We start from the raw sequence: 16,584 nt of genomic DNA, 5'->3' as shown, positions 1-16,584 counted from the left end.
GATCTGGCGGTCCGTGCAGGACGGGTATCGGATGGGCACCACGCCCGCCATCCAGGTGTGCCTGCGCCACCGCGGGCCCATCGTGCTGAACCGGGGGCTTGCGGCACGGTCAGTTCCACGCGTCCGGTGAGATCCAGGAACGAGGTGTAGGGCCCGAGCTCGCGGGCGGCCACGATCCGCTCGGCCAATTCGGTCCCGATGTGCCGGACCGCGGCCAGCCCCAGCCGGATCGCCATTCCCTTCGCCTCCAGGGTCGCCTCGGCCAGGCTGTGATTGATGTCGGGCCCGTGCACCGTCACCCCGTGCCGCCGCGCGTCGGCGACCAGCGACTGCGGCGAATAGAACCCCATCGGCTGGGCGCGCAGCAGCCCGGCGCAGAAGGCCGCCGGGTGATGCAGTTTGAACCACGCCGAATAGAACACCAGCGAGGCGAAACTCTGCGAATGACTTTCCGGGAAACCGAAATTCGCGAAAGCGTACACCTTTTCGTAAATTCGGTCGGCCACCTCCCCGGTGATCCCGTGCAGATCGCGCATGCCCTGATAGAAGCGGGCCCGCAGCCGCTCCATCTTCTGCGTGGAGCGCTTGGATCCCATGGCGCGGCGCAGCTCATCGGCTTCGGCGGGGGTGAATCCGGCGACGTCCACGGCCATTTGCATGAGCTGTTCCTGGAACAGCGGCACGCCGAGGGTGCGTTCCAGCGCGTTCCGCAGCGACGGATGGTCGTAGTCGGGTTTCTCCCGGCCGTTGCGGCGGCGAATGTAGGGGTGCACCGATCCGCCCTGGATCGGTCCGGGCCGGATCAGCGCCACCTCCACCACCAGGTCGTAGAAGGTGCGCGGCCGCAATCGCGGCAGGGTCGCCATCTGGGCGCGCGACTCCACCTGGAACACGCCGACCGAGTCGGCGCGGCACAGCATCTCGTAGACGGCCTCCTCGCCCAGGTCCAGCCGGTGCAGTTCGACGGTCTGGCTCTTGTGCTCGGCCACCAGGTCGATCATGTAGTGCAGCGCCGACAGCATGCCGAGCCCGAGCAGATCGAACTTGACCAGCCCGGCGGACGCGCAGTCGTCCTTGTCCCATTGCAGGACACTGCGATCGGCCATGCACGCCCATTCGGTCGGGCACACGTCGGCGATGGGCCGGTCGCAGATCACCATGCCGCCGGAGTGGATGCCCAGATGCCGGGGCAGCCCTTCCAGTTCCCCGGCCAGCGCGAGCACATCGTCCGGGATATCGGTGTGCTGTTCTCCGGCGACCCCGGTCCAGCGGCTCACCTGTTTGCTCCAGGCGTCCTGCTGACCGGTCGAGAAGCCCAGTGCGCGTGCGGCATCGCGGACCGCGGAGCGCCCGCGATAGGTGATCACATTGGCCACCTGCGCCGCGTACTCGCGCCCGTACTTGGCGTAGACGTGCTGAATGGCCTCCTCCCGCCGATCCGATTCGATGTCGACGTCGATATCGGGCGGCCCGTCCCGCTCCGGCGACAGGAACCGTTCGAACAGCAGCTGGTTGGCGACCGGATCCACATTGGTGATGCCGATGGCGTAGCAGACCGCCGAGTTCGCCGCCGAACCCCGGCCCTGACACAGGATGTCGTTGTCGCGGCAGAAGCTGACGATGTCGTGCACGACCAGGAAGTAGCCCGGGAAGTTCAGGGTGGCGATGACGTTCAGCTCGTGTTCGAGCTGCCGGTAGGCGGCCGCGTTCCCGGCGCGCGGACCGTAGCGGCGGGCCGCGCCCGCGAAGGTGAGCTCCCGCAGCCACGAGTTCTCGTCGTGTCCGCCGGGCACGTCGAAGGGCGGCAGCTGGGGCGCGATCAGCCGCAGGTCGAACGCGCAGTCCCGGCCCAGCGCGACGGCATTGGGCACGGCCTGCGGGCAGGCCGCGAACAGCCGCGCCATCTCGTCACCGGAGCGCAGGTGCGCGCCGCCGGTGGGGGCCAGCCAGCCCGCCATGTCGTCGAGGCTGGAGCGGGCCCGCACGGCGGCCAGCGCCATGGCCCGGCGGCGGTGCGGCGGGGCCGCGAAATGCGCTCCGGTGGTGGCGATCACGGGCAGCCCGGCCCGGTCGGCGAGGGCCAGCAGCCGGGCATTGCGCTCGTCGTCCTCGGGGATGCCGTGGTGGGTGAGTTCCACGCTCACGTGGTCGCGGCCGAAGCGGTCGATCAGTTCGCGCAGCGCCGCCTCGGCCGCCGCGTCGCCCTGGTGCAGCGCTTGGCGCACAGTGCCTTTCCGGCAGCCGGTGAGGATGTGCCAGTGCCCGCCCGCGGCCTCGGTGAGCCGGTCCAGGTCGTAGCGCAGGATGCCCTTCTCCCCCGCCGCCATGTGCGCGGCGGCCATCTCCCGCGACAGCCGCCGGTAGCCTTCCTGCCCGCGCGCCAGCACCAGCAGGTGCGGTCCGGCGGGGTCGGGGGTGCCGGTGCGGGGTTCGGAATTCAGTGCGTCCGTGTCGTTTCCGCGTCGCCGCGCGGCCGGGCCGCGGCCGCGTGGCGCGAGATGCGCTCCGGCGCGAGCGGCGGTGCCGATGGACAGCTCGGCGCCGAAGATGGTCGGCATCCGCCATTCCCGGGCCGCCTCGGCGAACCGGACCACCCCGTAGAACCCGTCGTGGTCGGTGAGCGCGAGGGCTTCCAGCCCCAGTCGCACCGCCTCTTCCACCAGTTCCTCGGGCTGGCTGGCCCCGTCGAGGAAGCTGTAGGCGGAGTGGGTGTGCAGTTCGGCGTAGGGCACCGCGGATCGGGCGGCCCGCTCGATGTCCCCGGCCTCGTACTTCTCGCGTTTGCGTGACCAGGCCGGGCTGTCGCCGCCGTCGCCGTCGACCTGTTTGCGCGCGGGATCGGGTCGCCCGGACAGCACCCGTTCCAGCTCCGCCCACGTGGGCGGGCCGTTGCCCCATCCCATCGGCCCACCTCCTCCGCAATCCGACCGGTCTCGAGTATCGAACATACATTCGAAACCGATCGGTCTCTACGGCGGCTCGCCCATCCATCGTGGCGCAGTAACTTACTTTGGAGTAAGTTCGAGGCAATTCCACCTGCAAGGGAGCAGAAATGGCCGACCAAGACACCGGTTACCTGGCCCGCCGGCGCGCCCGCCGCGATCTGACCGGCAAGCATGTCGTGATCACCGGCGCGTCCTCCGGCATCGGCCGGGCGGCCGCGCTGGCCGCCGCGCAGAAGGGCGCGCTCGTCATCCTGCTGGCCCGCCGCGCCGACGAACTGTCCACCGTGGTGGACGAGATCACCGCCGCGGGCGGCGCCGCCCACGCCTACCCGTGCGACGTCACCGACCAGGACTCGGTCGATCGGACCATCGAGACCGTGCTCGCCGCCCACGGCCACGTCGACATGCTGGTCAACAACGCGGGCCGCTCCATCCGCCGGGCCGTGCACCGCTCCACCGACCGCATGCACGACTTCGAGCGCACCATGGCCGTCAACTACTTCGGCGCGGTCCGCATGACCCTGGGCCTGCTGCCCGGCATGCGCGAACGCCGCGACGGCCACATCGTCAACATCTCCAGCGCCGGCGTGCAGGTCGCCACCCCGCGTTTCGCCGCCTACCTGGCCAGCAAGGCCGCCCTCGACAAGTTCGCCGAGGTGACCGCCGCCGAAATGCGCTCCAGCAACATCACTTTCACCACCATCCACATGCCGCTGGTCCGCACCCCCATGATCACCCCCAGCGGCGACCAGGGCACCGGCACCCAATCCCCGGAATGGGCCGCCGCCCTCATCGTCCGGGCCCTCACCGAACGCCCCCGCCGCATCGACGTCCCCCTCGGCACCCTCGCCGAGTACGGCAGCCTGGTCGCCCCCGGCATCAAGGAGCGCGTCCTGCACCGCTACTACCGCGCCATCCCCGACTCCCCCGCCGCCAAGGGCGAGGCGGTGGCCGAGCCGGAAACCACCGACGTGGAGATCATCGTCCCGCAACGCCACCGCCGCAGCGTCCCGCCCGCGGTCCGCGCCACCGGCACCGCCCTGCGCCGCGCCGCCCGCCTGGTCCCGGGCACCCACTGGTAGCCGATCCGACCTCGGGTCGGCAACCATCTCGCCGCGCCGACCCGGTAGGTGCCACCGAATGGCCGGGAGCCCTTGCCGCTCAGGCCAGTTGCCGGAGCTGGTCCAGGACGACCGCGGTGGCCGGTTTGGGGGCGGCGCCGCAGCTGGCCTGGCGGGGCGAGTAGGCGGCGGTGCGGGCGGTGACCAGCCAGCGGCGGCCGTCCCGGTGGGTCACCAGGGCCGCGCCCGCGAAAGTGGCCGGGTCGGTGGAGTGTTCGGCGTCGGCGGGGGCGGGTTCGACGGTGATGTCGTCGATGCCGGCGGTGGGGTCGGCATCGCCGGGCGACGCGGTCGCCCCACTGGCGTCGCCGGTGGCGGTGACCTCGGTGAAGGTGGCGTCGGCGATGCGCTGGCGGACAGCGACTTCCGCGACCTGTTCGACCGGCGTGTAGCAGCTGCGGCCGCGTAGGCCGGTGAAGGAGACTTCGCCCTTGTCGGCGGCGGCGAGCATGGTGTGTGCCGAATCCTCGTCCAGGCGGCCGTAAGTGAGACCGGTGGGCAGGACGATGACGGCGGGGGCGAAGCGGTGGCCGCCGGTGTGGGAGCACTCCCAGACCCGGTCCGGGTGGGCGGCGGACAGACTCGCGGCGATCGGGCGGCCCAGCAGCGCGCAGCATTGGTCGCGTTTGCCGTGGGCGCACACCAGCACCAGCGGATCCGTCACGGCCGCACCGATTCCGGGGGCGGGGCCGTTGAGCAGGTGCAGGTCCAGATCCAGGAGTTCACGCGGGTCGGCGATCTCGAGGCGTTCGCACCAGGAGCCCTCGGGCCGGGAGGCGGCGAGCAGAACGGTGCGCGCACCGGTGAATTCATGACGTCCGGGCCGCCGGATGAGGGTGGGCCGCACGTGCGCCGCCTTGGTGCGCGCCGCCAGTTCGGGGGTGATGTCGGATCCGAGGACCTGGTCGCCGATCACGTCGCGGCCCCACGCCCCGGGCTGTTCGACGCACAGCCACCCGGTGATGCGGGTCGCGCTCCCGGGTAGGGGAACCTCCAGCGCCGCAGCCGAACACGACAGTCCCTCGAATCCCGTCACAGCCGTCCCTCGATCACAGTGGTTTCCCGTCGATCAGTTTCGCGATCACCTGCTCCAGCCGCCGCTGCCGCGTCTCCGGCCGCACCGCGCTGCCCAGGTGGTAGCCGACCGCGATCCGCGACTGCATCGGCAGGGTCTCGAAGAAGACGGCCGCCTCCGGGTGCCGGGCCAGCGCGTCCAGGAAGTCCCGCGGCAGGTCGCGGCCGACGGCGTTGTCCCAGCGTCCGTCCGCCTGGGCTCGATCGATCTCGGCCTGCCCGGCCGGATGCATGAGCCCGGCCTCGATCAGTTCGCCGGCCAGCCCCACATTGCGTTGCGACCATTGGCTGCGCGGCCGGCGCGGGGTGAATCCCCGGACGAAGAAGTCGTCGTCGAGTTTCCGGGCCTGCCCGTCGATCCAGCCGAAGCACAGGGCCTGCCGCAGCGCGCCGTCATAGTCGAGTGAGCCGTGGGCCGAGCCCTGCTTGGCGAACTTCAGCCAAATGCCGTCCACCGCCGCGTGATTGGCCGACAGCCAGTCCCGGAACGAGGGCTCGTCGGGAAACCACAGCGTGGGTCGCTCGGATGCGGACACCGTTCAACTCTAGATACCGGCAGCTCAGTGGCCCAGGAAGGGGAGCACTTCGGCCTCGAAGGCGGGGTAGCGGTCGCGGTGGATGCTGTGCCCGCAGTCGAAGGCGCGGACGGTGCAGTCGGCCAGGCTCGCGCGCAGCTGCTCGAGCTTGCCGGGGTCGACCATGCCGCCGGGGCCGCCGCGCAGGAACAGGGTGGGCGCGGTGATGTCGGACAGCCCGTCCCACCATTCCGGGTAGGGCTTGCGGAACTGTTCGAGCGCGACACCGGTCATGGAGCGGTCGAAGGCCAGCACGGCGCGCGGGTGCCGGAGCAGGCTGGTGGTGGCGTGACACAGTTCGGGGATCGACGGCAGCCGGCGGGTGAAGCTCAGCTCTTCGTCGCCGGAGCGCAGCGGTAGCGGTTGCTCCTCGATCACCAAGCGCCGCACCAGTTCCGGGCGTCGCATGGCCACCCAGGAGATGGCGTAGCCGCCGAGGGAGTGCCCGACCAGGTCGACGGTGTCGAGCCCGAGCCGGTCGCACAGCGCGAGCACGTCGGCGCCGAATTCCTCGAATCGGTAGGACGCGGTGTGCGCGCTGCGTCCGTGCCCGCGCAGGTCCGGAATGACGACCCGGCGGCCGCGACGCACCAGCTGGGTCGCGAACCGGTCCCAGGTGTGCCCGTCGCCGCCCATGCCGTGCACGAGGACCACCGGCGTGTCGCTGTAGAGGTGCCCACCCGTGGCGCCGGAATCGCGATAGGCGATCGACACGTCATCGAACTCGACCCGGGTGACCGTTGACTCCACGATTGTCCAGAGTACGGATCACCGAGAGGTTGTCGCCGCAATTTGTGCGCTCCGCCATATCGAATACAGATTCGGTTGCCTATTCATTCACTTGACGAATGAATGCGGAACTGCGCAGGTCCAGCCGTGATACCAAGCGGTTCGGCCTGTGAAATAGATCACTTTCACATTTTTCGGTAATCGGTCAGCCATGACGGTAGCGTGATCCCCGATTTAGCAATGCTTGTTTTGTCGGGGAAATATGGTTCTCAATGCTGCCGCCCCCGCGGTCGAACTCGATGAACCGAGCCCGCCGCGGCCGACCTTCGCTACCGCCTGGGTCCTCCTACTAGCCGCGCTGTGCGGGACCTTTCTCGCCGTCCCAACCCTGCGCTACGACTTCTTCGGTGACGAACTCTATTTCATCGCCGCCGGAGCCCACCGCAGTCTCACCTACGCCGACCAAGGCGTCCTGATCCCGCTGGTCGCCCACCTGGCCGACGCCATCGCCCCCGGCTCCGCGCCGATGCTGCGATTACCCGCGGTCCTGATGACCGTCGCCGCCGTGGTGATCAGCGCCGCGGTCGCCTACGAGCTCGGCGGCTCCCGGACCGCGCAACTGATCGCGGCCGCCGCCTACGGCATCTCCCCGCTCGCCGCCACCCAGGCCGTGCAGCTGAGCACCTTCTCCTTCGACGCCACCCTGCAGGCCGCCATCATCTGGCTGCTCATCCGCTGGATCCGCACCCGCGACGACCGGCTGCTCATCGCGGTCGGCGTGGTCGCCGCCATCGACCTCCAGGTCAAGTGGTTCATCCCCACCATCCTGCTCTGCCTGGCCGCGGGCATCGGCGTCGCCGGACCGCGGGAACTGCTGTGGCGGCGCGGACTCTGGATCGGCGCGGCCATCTTCGCCGCCTCCGCCCTGCCCGGCCTGTGGTGGCAGAACCAGCACGGCTGGCCCGCGCTGGCCATGAGCAAGGTGATCGGCGCCGAACAGGACGCGGCCGGCGGCGGACCGCTGGCCTGCCTGCCGCAGATGATCGGACTGGCCGGACTGCTCGGCGGCCTGCTCGCGGCCTGGGCGTTCTGGAGCCTGGCCCGGGACCGCTGGCTGCGGCCCTACCTGTTCATGCTCGTCTCCTCCGGCCTGCTGGTGGCCGTGGTGCTGTTCGGGCACGGGCGGCCGTACTACACCGCCGGGTTCCTGCCGGTACTGTTCGGCATCGGCGCGGTCGCGCTGCCCTACTACCGCGGCGAACGCGGCAACCGGGTGCTGCGGGTGGTCGCGCTGCCGGTCATCGGGTTGTCGCTGGTGATCATCGCCGCGCTGGTGGCCGCCCTGCCGCAGCCGCCCTCGCGAGTGCACACCGCCATCCGCACCCAGGCCGACTTCGCCATGCGGACCAGCATCTACGGCTACTCGGGCTGGTCCGAACTGACCGCCAAGGTCGCCGACGCCTACCGGCAGCTGCCCGAATCCGAGCGGCCCAAAGCGATCGTCGCCCAGAACTACTGGCAGGCCGCCGCCCTCCAGAACTTCGGCCGCGACTACGGCCTGCCGCCCGTCTACAGCCCCAACCGCGGCTTCGGCTACTTCGGCCCGCCGCCCAGCGACATCGGCGCGGTGCTCTACGTCGGCCTCGACAGCACCGAACCGACCCTGCGCCGCCAGTTCGGCACTGTCCGGATCCTCGACCACCTCGACAGCCCCAACGGGTTCCCCGGCGTGAACACCGACATCGCCATCGCGGTCTGCCGCGGCCCACTGCACCCCTGGCCGGAACTCTGGCCGGACATGATGGATCTGCACCTGCCGCTCGGCATCTGAGACCGCTACTCGTACAACCCCTCCACATGCCAGGCGTTGTCGTAGCCGATCAGCAGTAGCGCGCGCAGGCGCGTGGCGTCCTCCGCGTCCAGCTGCACCTGGGCGCGCGCGGCGAAACCGTCCTCGACCCGATGCGTCCACCACCGGTCGTCCACCGGCCACGGTCCCGCCCAACCCGACAGCCGCCACGAACTACTGCCCCAATGCAGCTGGACCGGATCCGCCGTGAACATGCCGCGATCGCTGACCCAGACCGGCGACCCGTCGACGCCCTCCAGCCGCACCCGCGGATGATGCGTGAGCACCAGCGCCGGCGCGGGCTCGGGCAACCGCCCCGGCCACGGCTGCGCCGGATCGTTCGCCGGCACCGGCTCGTCCCCGAGCGTCACCATGGTGATCCGCTCCTCCGGCCCCCGCCCGCCACTGAGCACCCCCATCCGCACGGCGTCCCCGCCCAGCAGCCCCTGCACCCGGATCAACGCCCGCCGCGCCCGCTCCTCGTCCTCCCCGACCCCACCCCACAGCCCCAACTGCAAGGCCCCGGCCGACACCACTTCGACAGGTTCCAGCCGCAGCAGCACGATGGCCGCGTTCGGCCCGGACTCCCAGTCCTCACTCGGATCCGGCTCGTACCCATAGGCCTTCACCCTGCCGGACCGACGCGTGCCTCCGCCGTGCCCGCGCGCGCCCCGGCCATCCCGATGCACGCCACCGTCGTTCGTGTGTGCGGGAGCGTCGCCCCTGTGGGTGGCGCGGTAGGCGCGGGCGCGGTCCAGGGCGCGGCGGGTGAGCCAGCCGTCGAGCTGCCAGCGGATGCGGTCGGCGGTGCTGTCGGGGGTGAGGGGTTCGGCGCAGCGCCAGATGCGGGTGAGCTGATCGCCCGCCTCGGTTTCGGCGTGGATCACCAGGCGGGTGCAGGCCACGGCGGCCGCGGCGAGCTTGGTGTGCAGTTCGGCGGCGAGCATGCGGCCCGCGAAGGCCGCCATGTCGACGCGTTCGATCGGCGGATCGCAGCGCTGCTCCACGGTCAGGTCGGCGGCGGGCAGGCGGGCCGCGGGCGGCCGCTCCGGCACGGCGCGGGCGCACCGGTGCGCGACGATCGCGTCCGCCCCGAACCGCGACGCCACCTCCGCGGGCGTGAGCGCCGCGAAGTCACCGATCCGGCGCAGCCCCAGCCGATGCAGCAGATCCACCAGTTCGACCCGCTGCGGCGCGGCCAGCACCGGGTCCCCCGCCAACTCCGAGATCGACAGGGGTGCAAGGAACTCCGACCCCTTGCCGGACGGCACCAGGGTGGCGCGGCGGGCGGCGAAGACCGCGGTGGACAACTCGTCGGCGATCCCGATCTGGCATTCCACCCCGACCGCCGCCACCGCGTCCACCAGTCGCTCGGCCGCCGCCTCCTCCGACCCGAAGAACCGCGCCGCCCCGCGCGCCGACAGCGCCAGCATCCCCGGCCGCAACACCTCGACGCCGGGCACCGTCGCGTCCACCGCCGTCACCACGGGCTCGAACAGCCGCGCGTCCCGATCCGGATCATCCTGCGCCACCAGCAGTTCCGGGCACCGCCCCTGCGCCTCCCGCTTCCGCAGCCCGCGCCGGATCCCCTCGGCCCGCGCGGTCGCCGTGCACGCGATCACCCGATTGGCCGCCAGCACCGCCACCGCGCGGGTAGCCTCCGCTCCCGCCTCGGCGGCAGCCGCCACCGCGGGCCAATCCGGGCACCACACCACCAGCACCCGCCGCGGCTTCACGACCCGCCTCCTCTCCCTACACGACCACATGATCCAAAACTCTTGCCGCACAGCGCACTTCCACCACGCAAAGCACCCTTGCCACGCAAGGCACTCTTGTCGCACAGCGGACTCTTGCCGCGCAGAGCACTTCCTCCTCGCAAGGCACTATTGCCGCGCGAGAAGTCCTCGCCGCACGGGAAGACCTCGCCGCGCAGGAAGTCCTCGCCACGCAGGAAGTCCTCGCCGCACAGGAAGTCCTCGCCGCACAGGAAGTTCCCGCCACGCAGGAAGTCCCCGCCACGCAGGAAGTCCTCGCCACGCAGAGGGTTCTCGCCGCGCAGGGAGCCGGGGCTGTCAGGCCGCCATGGCATGGCAGTTCCTCGCGGGGTGGTCAGGACGCGACATGGCGGGCGAGCCGCAGTTCGGGTGCGGCGGGGGCGGCGGTGTCGGGGTCGGCGGTGGAGACCCATTCGACGCGGCCGTCGGCCGGGCTGAGGGACAGGTGGCCGAGGCGGGGTTGGGCGGAGCGGCCGCGGACCGAGACGTCGAGGCGGACGGTGCGCAAGCGGCCGCAGCCGCGGCCCAGGCCGCCGTATCCGGCGACCCGGGTGTCGATGTGCAGCGCGGGCCCGGACCAGGAGCCGTTGGTCACCATGAGCGTGGAGTTCTTGCCGCGGGCACGGGCGGCCAGGACACGGGCGCGCGACATCGGCACCGCCAGCCCGTTCAGCCCGAGAACCACCAGGTCCAGGCCATCGAGCAATACCGAGGCAACTTCGAGCGGATCGGACCCGGGATCGGAGACCACGGCCAGCCGGTCCAGGCGCGCCCCCATCTCGGCGGCGGCCAGCAGGCCCAGCCGCGGCAGCCCGACCACGGCGGCGTGCCCGCCGGCACTCGTCACCGCGGCCAGCAGCCCGGAGATCAGCGAGCCCGCGCCGTTGTAGACGACCACTGAACCCTTGGCCAATCCGCCGTCGGGCAAAAGGTTTTCGAGTGCCGCGGGCACCGGCAACGGCTCCCGCCGCGGTTCCGGTGCCACCGGTACGCGCGCCGCGACCTCGGCGCCGCGCGCCGGGACCGCGGCCATCCGCCGCCGCAATTCCGCCAGCTGTTCCCGCCTGGCTTCCGCCGCCGCACCCATCCAGTGACCACCTCTCCCAGTCGACGGGCTAGCACCGATCCAGTTACCTGACATAATCGAACTCATGTTCGATCAATGCACAGTAGAACTCGAGTCCCGGGACGCGTCAAGAGTCAGTGGCCCCCACCACGGCCACACAACCTGCGCGCCCCCTCCCCGCCCGCCGCCCGGCCCGTCGGCAACCGGCTATCCGAAAGGGAGCGTGGGCGGGTCGCGCGTCGTTTCGTCCGGAAGATCCCCACACCTCCGACAATCTCCCACCGCTCCCCCAGGACCGGAGCGCGTGCGAAACACGGTGTGTCCGTATGGGTCTGGAAAGGAATCCGCGAACCCGCGCCGCAAGACCCAGCAAACCCCGGGTTTCGAACCAGGCCAGTCAGGATGGTTTTCCGCTACCCTGCACCCGTGACCGAACGCGCTCGTCCCATTGTCGGCCCCGATTATCTGGTGGCCGGCCGCTACCGTCTGCAATCCAAGCTCGGCGGCGGCGGCATGGGCGCCGTCTGGCTGGCGACCGATCGCCTGCTGCACCGCGATGTCGCCATCAAGCAGGTCCTCACCACGCAGGGCCTGAGCGAGGACGAGGCGCGCGAGGTCCGCAGCCGGATCATGCACGAGGGCCGGGTCGCGGCCAAGCTGTCGCACGAGCACGCCATCGCCGTCTACGACGTGGTGCTCGAGGCCGGTGAACCCTGGCTGGTGATGGAGTACCTGCCCTCGCGCAGTGTCGCCAAAGCCCTTGCGCTGGTGGATCAGTTGTCCCCGATCGAGGTGGCGCAGATCGGCGCGCAGGTGGCCGACGCGCTGGCGGCCGCGCACACCGCGGGCATCGTGCACCGCGACATCAAGCCCGGCAATATCCTGGTCGCCGACCGCGGCGACGAGGTCGGTATGGTCAAGCTCTCCGACTTCGGCATCTCCAGCGGCGCCAACGACACCAGCGAGGAGATCGGCGACGTCATCACCGGCACCCCCGCCTACCTGCCACCGGAGGTCGCCCGCGGGGCCCGCCCCACCACCGCCAGCGACGTATTCTCGCTCGGCGCAACGCTGTACACCGCCATCGAGGGTCAGCCGCCCTACGGTTTCGACGAGGACAGCAATGTCATCGTCGAACGCGCCGCCATGGCCCAGATCACCCCGCCCGCCCGCAGCGGCCCGCTCACCGAGGTCCTGCTGCACATGATGGAGCCCGCCCCGCAGCGCCGCCCCACCATGACCGAGGCCCGCAACGAGATCCTCACCGCCGCTTTCGGTCCCGGCACCGCGCCCTACATCCTGAACGCACCGGTCCGCACCGAGGACGGGACGATTCCGGCGTGGGCGGCCCGCAATTCCGCGGCCGGCCTGCGCAGCCCGAACTCCAGCCCGCTGCCGCGCCCGCAGCGCGCGACCCCCGCGGCTCAGGTCGCGGCGCAGCCCAAGGCGAAGGGTTTCGAGTTCGATTTCAGCAAGCTGGGCCCGAACGCGGGACCGCTGGCGGTGGCGATCGGCCTGCTCATCGGGCTGCTGATCATCATCGTCGTCGTGATCGCGCTGTAAGCGCTCTCAGCCGATCTCATGTCGACGATCAGTCGATGCGACGCCGGTGCGCCCACCTCGTCAGGGCGTTCCGGTTCGACTGCTGGGTCTTGCGCAGCACGTTCGAGGCGTGCGTCTCCACCGTCTTCACCGAGATGAACAGCGTCTCGGCGATCTCGCGATAGGTGTAGCCGCGCGCCAGCAGCCGCAGCACCTCCAGTTCGCGCGGGGTCAGCGAATCCAGTTCCGGATCCAGCGGCGGTTCGGGCACCTGCGACTTGCCGGTGAACGAGTCCAGCACGAACCCGGCCAGCCGCGGCGAGAACACCGCGTCCCCGCCCGACACCCGGCGGATGCCGTCGGCCAGTTCCGGCCCGGAGATGGTCTTGGTGACGTAGCCGCGCGCGCCCGCCCGGATCACCGCGATCACGTCCTCGGCCGCGTCGGACACGCTGAGCGCCAGGCACACCGGCCCGGCGTCGATGCCCTGCAGCACCGCGACCCCGCCGCCGTCGGGCATGTGCACGTCGAGCAGCACCACGTCCGGCGCGGTCGCCTTGATCCCGGCGATGGCCTCGCCGACGCCGCCCGCCTCGCCGACGACTTCCATATCGGATTCGCGGCTCAGCTCCGCCCGCACCCCGGACCGGAACACCGCATGATCGTCGACCAGAAAGACCCGGACGCTCACCTAGTTCTCCTCACCTGACGAACCTTGCCCCCATCGGTACCACAATCCCCGGCCCCCGGCCCGCCCGGAACTCACAGCTGCGCGGCGTCTTCCGGGCTGTCGGTCTGCACCACCAGCCGCTCGTCGCCGCCGTCCTTGCGCGGCATGAAGATTCGCACCTCGGTGCCGTTGCCGGGCGCGGACTTGATCTCCACGTGCCCACCGCGCCGGTCGATGCGGGCGTGAATGGATTTGGCCACGCCTTGCCGGTCCTTGGACACCGCGTCCGGGTCGAAGCCCTTGCCGCGGTCGCGCACGAAAACGCTCACCTGATGCGGCTCCACTTCGGCGTACAGGTCGATGGTCGGCACCCCGGCATGCTTGGCCGCATTGACCAGCGCCTCCCGGGCGGCCCCCAGCACCGCGGTGAAATGCTCCTTGGGCAAACCGATTCCGCTGTCGTCGACATCCATCGACACATCGCCCACGGTGACCGGGGTGACCTTCACCCCATGCTGGTCCTCCACCTCACCCGCGATGGTGCGCAGCGCGGCGGCCAGACTCGACTGCGCGGGCCCGGCGTCCTCGAACAGCCACTTGCGTAGCTCGCGTTCCTGACTGCGGGCCAGCCGCACCACTTCCTGCGGGTCCTCGGCCTGCCGCTGGATCAACGCCAGCGTCTGCAAGACGGAATCGTGCAGATGCGAGGCGATCTCCTCGCGTTCCTCATTGCGAATCCGCGCCGCGCGTTCGGAATTCAGCGCCCGCACCATGCGCAGCCACAGCGGCACGGTCAGCAGCCCGGCCCCCAGCAGCGTCACCGCCACCGCCAGCAGCGCCGACCCGAGCGAGCTGAGATTGATCCGCCCGAGCACCACCACGCCCAGCCCGACCACGATGAGCGTGGCCCCGCCCATGATCCGCGCCCACGTCACCACCGACGGTTTGGCCGGCAGCCCGATGACGGATCTCGGCCCGTCCGCGTCGAATTCACGCCACACCAGCGCCGCGCCGATGGCGACCACGATGACCGGTCCGACCACATGCGCGGCGGTCCCGTCGAACAGCCAGGCCGTCGCCACCGACAACGCCATACCCAGCAGGGCCAGACCGATGGCCTGCCGCCGCTCCGCCCCGGCCGGCGGCGCCACGTCCCCGCCCGCGGGGGTGAAGATCCACAGCATGCCGTAGGCGACGATCCCGACCCCGGCCGCGGCGAGCAGCACGAACGCTATCCGCACCTTGAAGACGTCGACCCCGAGATGATCCGCGAGCCCGCCCGCCACCCCGCCGACCACGCGCCCGCCCTTCCGACGCACCAGCTTGGGCTGGGTCGCCACGGCGGCGGCCCCCCGGGCCGGGTCGTACAAGGGCGCGGACGGATACATGCCTCCGATACTGGCACGGGTATCCGACGCCCGGCATCGGGAAACACCCCGATTCGACCCCTGAGCATGCCGACAGGTTCCAGTTGTCACCGGGAACCGGTGTCGGTCCCCGCTGCCAGGATGGGAATGTGGGTGACTACTTCGAACGAATCGTCGACCTCGAGGTGACCGCGGCCGAGGCGAGCACACTGGCCGGGCAGATGGTGGACTGGATGGTGTCGCGGCGATGGCTGCTCCGGGAGACTTCCCGCGACGCGATGTACAGCCACCAGGTCGACGCGGGCTATGTGCCGGGCCCGGACTGGCCGCAGATCACCGAGAACTGGGGCGCCGACTGGATTCCCGGCCCCGTCGCCGTCGTCGTCGGACGCCACGACCACTACTCCGGCAGGGGTTTCATCGAACCGGCCTCCGCGATATGCCCACGCTGCCGGGCCGCCACCGTGATCATCGACTACCCCCAGGAGTGGGAAGCCGATCCCGCTGTGTGGCAGCCGTTCTCGGATGCCATCGACGCTTGGAAACAGACCGGCACCGGCACGGCGATCTGCCCCTCGTGCGCCACACCGAGCCCCATCACCTCCTGGCGATGGGCGGACGACTTCGCTCTGGGCTGCCTCGCCTTCGACTTCTGGAGTTGGCCGCCCCTCACCGAGGACTTCATCACCGAATTCGCCGCCCGAATCGGGCACCGAATCGAACACCACATCGGCAAGTTCTGAACCGAACCGCGTGTCTCCTCAGAACCAGCCCGACATCGCCGCGAACCCCGCCAACAGCCCCACCGCGAACGCCCCGGGCACGCGCGCGAAAACCGCGGGCATCGCCACCGGCCCCCATGCCCCGGGCCTGTGAACTCGATGCGGCGGCCGTCACCGGTGTGGAACGCGAAGACGTGAATTGTCCGGACCGGACAGAATATGGGCGCTGACCTGGGCCGTATCCGATTCCGCCGGATATGGCCGGGGTATCGGGCGGATGATCGTTCCCCGCCGGACCGGATAATCGCCTTCCCGTGTCCGAACTGCGTTTTCACACCCTGACCGGGTGAATCTCACAGCCCGGCCACACTCCGCCTCCCTACCTTTCAGCTCAGCGGCGCATCGAGCTCCGCATCGAGAGTCGGGGAGGACTCACATGATCATCAAGACCGCCATCGCCGGTGCCGTCACCACCGTGGGTCTGCTCTGCGGCGCACCGGCGGCGGGCATCGCCCACGCCGAGGGGGGCCTCGCACCGCATGAGAAGACGACCGTCGCACCGAATGGACTGACGGTCACGGTGGGGCACAGGGATCACGCGGCGCACCCGGTCGCGCCGTTGAACGGGATGCCGACCAGCCGGGAGGTCTACCTGGACAACACTTCCTACGGGAAGGTGACCGGCGGAACCGGCAAGATCCGCACCGGATACTTCGTCGCGTGCGCGGTGGACCTGGACGTGAAGTTCACCATCGGGGCCGGCGCCGGCGTCGATCTGCGGGCCGACCTCGGGGTATCGGCGGGCTTGGAGCTGGTGACGCCGAGCGCGAGCGTCGACATCGTGCCCAAGATCGGCGCCAGCATCGGTGTCACGCTGGGCATCACGCCCGGCAAGATCACCGACGTCAAACTGGGTGAGAAGCAGCTGCCCACCAGCGACACCGGCTCCATCGTCAACCGCGACTACCAGCTGCGCGTGGACGGCTGCGGCGGCCCGCTGACCGTGCAGGCGTACACCATCATCGAGGCGACCTCCCCGGGAGCGGACGCCGCGGACTGGGTCGTCGGCGACCCGATCTCGCTGTGATCCGCCCGGACCGGCGGTGCGAAACCCCGCACCGCCGTTTCGGCATTCCCGTTCCCCGACAG

15 protein-coding genes are annotated in these 16,584 nt (G+C 70.6%); 6 read left to right on the top strand and 9 right to left on the bottom strand.

All coding sequences use genetic code 11. From position 1 onward, the window contains the following. Positions 1 to 2,903: error-prone DNA polymerase (locus tag ACWELJ_RS20410; protein ID WP_452367712.1), on the bottom strand; the 2,903-nt coding region annotated here is incomplete at its 3' end. A gap of 149 nt (positions 2,904 to 3,052) precedes the next feature. Here ACWELJ_RS20410 and ACWELJ_RS20405 point away from each other — a divergent pair. Further along, positions 3,053 to 4,027, top strand: coding sequence for an SDR family NAD(P)-dependent oxidoreductase (locus ACWELJ_RS20405; RefSeq protein ID WP_452367711.1), 975 nt, complete (start codon positions 3,053 to 3,055; stop codon positions 4,025 to 4,027). A gap of 79 nt (positions 4,028 to 4,106) precedes the next feature. Here the strand turns inward: ACWELJ_RS20405 and ACWELJ_RS20400 are convergent, their stop codons facing one another. From ACWELJ_RS20400 to ACWELJ_RS20390, 3 genes are read right to left on the bottom strand one after another with little or no spacing between them, the layout of a single operon-like run. Beyond that, positions 4,107 to 5,102: a sucrase ferredoxin gene (locus tag ACWELJ_RS20400; protein WP_452367710.1), complete on the bottom strand. Its 996-nt coding sequence runs from the start codon at positions 5,100 to 5,102 to the stop codon at positions 4,107 to 4,109. 13 nt (positions 5,103 to 5,115) lie between these two features. Then, a complete protein-coding gene (locus ACWELJ_RS20395; protein ID WP_452367709.1) occupies positions 5,116 to 5,676 on the bottom strand; it encodes a YdeI/OmpD-associated family protein in 561 nt (186 codons plus the stop codon). 24 nt (positions 5,677 to 5,700) lie between these two features. Then, positions 5,701 to 6,465: an alpha/beta fold hydrolase gene (locus ACWELJ_RS20390; protein ID WP_452367708.1), complete on the bottom strand. Its 765-nt coding sequence runs from the start codon at positions 6,463 to 6,465 to the stop codon at positions 5,701 to 5,703. 241 nt (positions 6,466 to 6,706) lie between these two features. On the opposite strand from ACWELJ_RS20390, the gene ACWELJ_RS20385 reads away from it, so the two are divergent. Beyond that, positions 6,707 to 8,275, top strand: coding sequence for an ArnT family glycosyltransferase (locus ACWELJ_RS20385; protein ID WP_452367707.1), 1,569 nt, complete (start codon positions 6,707 to 6,709; stop codon positions 8,273 to 8,275). A gap of 5 nt (positions 8,276 to 8,280) precedes the next feature. Here the strand turns inward: ACWELJ_RS20385 and ACWELJ_RS20380 are convergent, their stop codons facing one another. Genes ACWELJ_RS20380 through ACWELJ_RS20370 form a run of 3 tightly spaced genes read right to left on the bottom strand, consistent with a single transcriptional unit; the run spans position 8,281 to position 11,155 of the window. After that, entirely contained in the window at positions 8,281 to 10,059 is a 1,779-nt protein-coding gene (locus ACWELJ_RS20380; RefSeq protein WP_452367706.1) for a DNA polymerase Y family protein, read from the bottom strand. Beyond that, positions 10,026 to 10,382: a hypothetical protein gene (locus ACWELJ_RS20375; protein WP_452367705.1), complete on the bottom strand. Its 357-nt coding sequence runs from the start codon at positions 10,380 to 10,382 to the stop codon at positions 10,026 to 10,028. Before ACWELJ_RS20375 ends, ACWELJ_RS20380 begins: the two co-directional genes overlap by 34 nt. Before the next feature lie 20 nt (positions 10,383 to 10,402). Further along, positions 10,403 to 11,155: a hypothetical protein gene (locus tag ACWELJ_RS20370; RefSeq protein WP_452367704.1), complete on the bottom strand. Its 753-nt coding sequence runs from the start codon at positions 11,153 to 11,155 to the stop codon at positions 10,403 to 10,405. 405 nt (positions 11,156 to 11,560) lie between these two features. Here ACWELJ_RS20370 and ACWELJ_RS20365 point away from each other — a divergent pair, with 405 nt between their 5' ends. Continuing rightward, the gene (locus ACWELJ_RS20365) at positions 11,561 to 12,697 is read left to right on the top strand and encodes a protein kinase domain-containing protein (protein ID WP_452367703.1); all 1,137 of its coding nucleotides are present in this window, start codon (positions 11,561 to 11,563) and stop codon (positions 12,695 to 12,697) included. Between the two features lie 28 nt (positions 12,698 to 12,725). Here ACWELJ_RS20365 and ACWELJ_RS20360 read toward each other — a convergent pair whose 3' ends face one another. Together ACWELJ_RS20360 and ACWELJ_RS20355 are read right to left on the bottom strand one after the other, a co-directional pair. Beyond that, positions 12,726 to 13,367: a response regulator gene (locus ACWELJ_RS20360; protein WP_213557894.1), complete on the bottom strand. Its 642-nt coding sequence runs from the start codon at positions 13,365 to 13,367 to the stop codon at positions 12,726 to 12,728. 71 nt (positions 13,368 to 13,438) lie between these two features. Then, a complete protein-coding gene (locus ACWELJ_RS20355) occupies positions 13,439 to 14,734 on the bottom strand; it encodes an ATP-binding protein (RefSeq protein WP_452367702.1) in 1,296 nt (431 codons plus the stop codon). Positions 14,735 to 14,862: 128 nt separating this feature from the next. On the opposite strand from ACWELJ_RS20355, the gene ACWELJ_RS20350 reads away from it, so the two are divergent. From ACWELJ_RS20350 to ACWELJ_RS20340, 3 genes are all read left to right on the top strand, one after another. Further along, positions 14,863 to 15,456 carry a hypothetical protein gene (locus ACWELJ_RS20350; RefSeq protein WP_452367701.1) on the top strand — a complete coding sequence of 198 codons (594 nt, stop codon included), beginning with the start codon at positions 14,863 to 14,865 and terminating at the stop codon, positions 15,454 to 15,456. Positions 15,457 to 15,466: 10 nt separating this feature from the next. Next, positions 15,467 to 15,589, top strand: a complete 123-nt coding sequence (locus tag ACWELJ_RS20345) for a hypothetical protein (RefSeq protein WP_452367700.1) — start codon at positions 15,467 to 15,469, stop codon at positions 15,587 to 15,589. Positions 15,590 to 15,871: 282 nt separating this feature from the next. Then, a complete protein-coding gene (locus ACWELJ_RS20340; RefSeq protein ID WP_452367699.1) occupies positions 15,872 to 16,522 on the top strand; it encodes an MspA family porin in 651 nt (216 codons plus the stop codon). The last annotated feature ends 62 nt before the right edge of the window (positions 16,523 to 16,584 follow it).

This window comes from Nocardia sp. NPDC004582 (assembly GCF_053602115.1).
The sequence above is the reverse complement of the archived record's forward strand: the minus strand, read 5'-3'. Positions and strand labels throughout refer to the sequence as shown.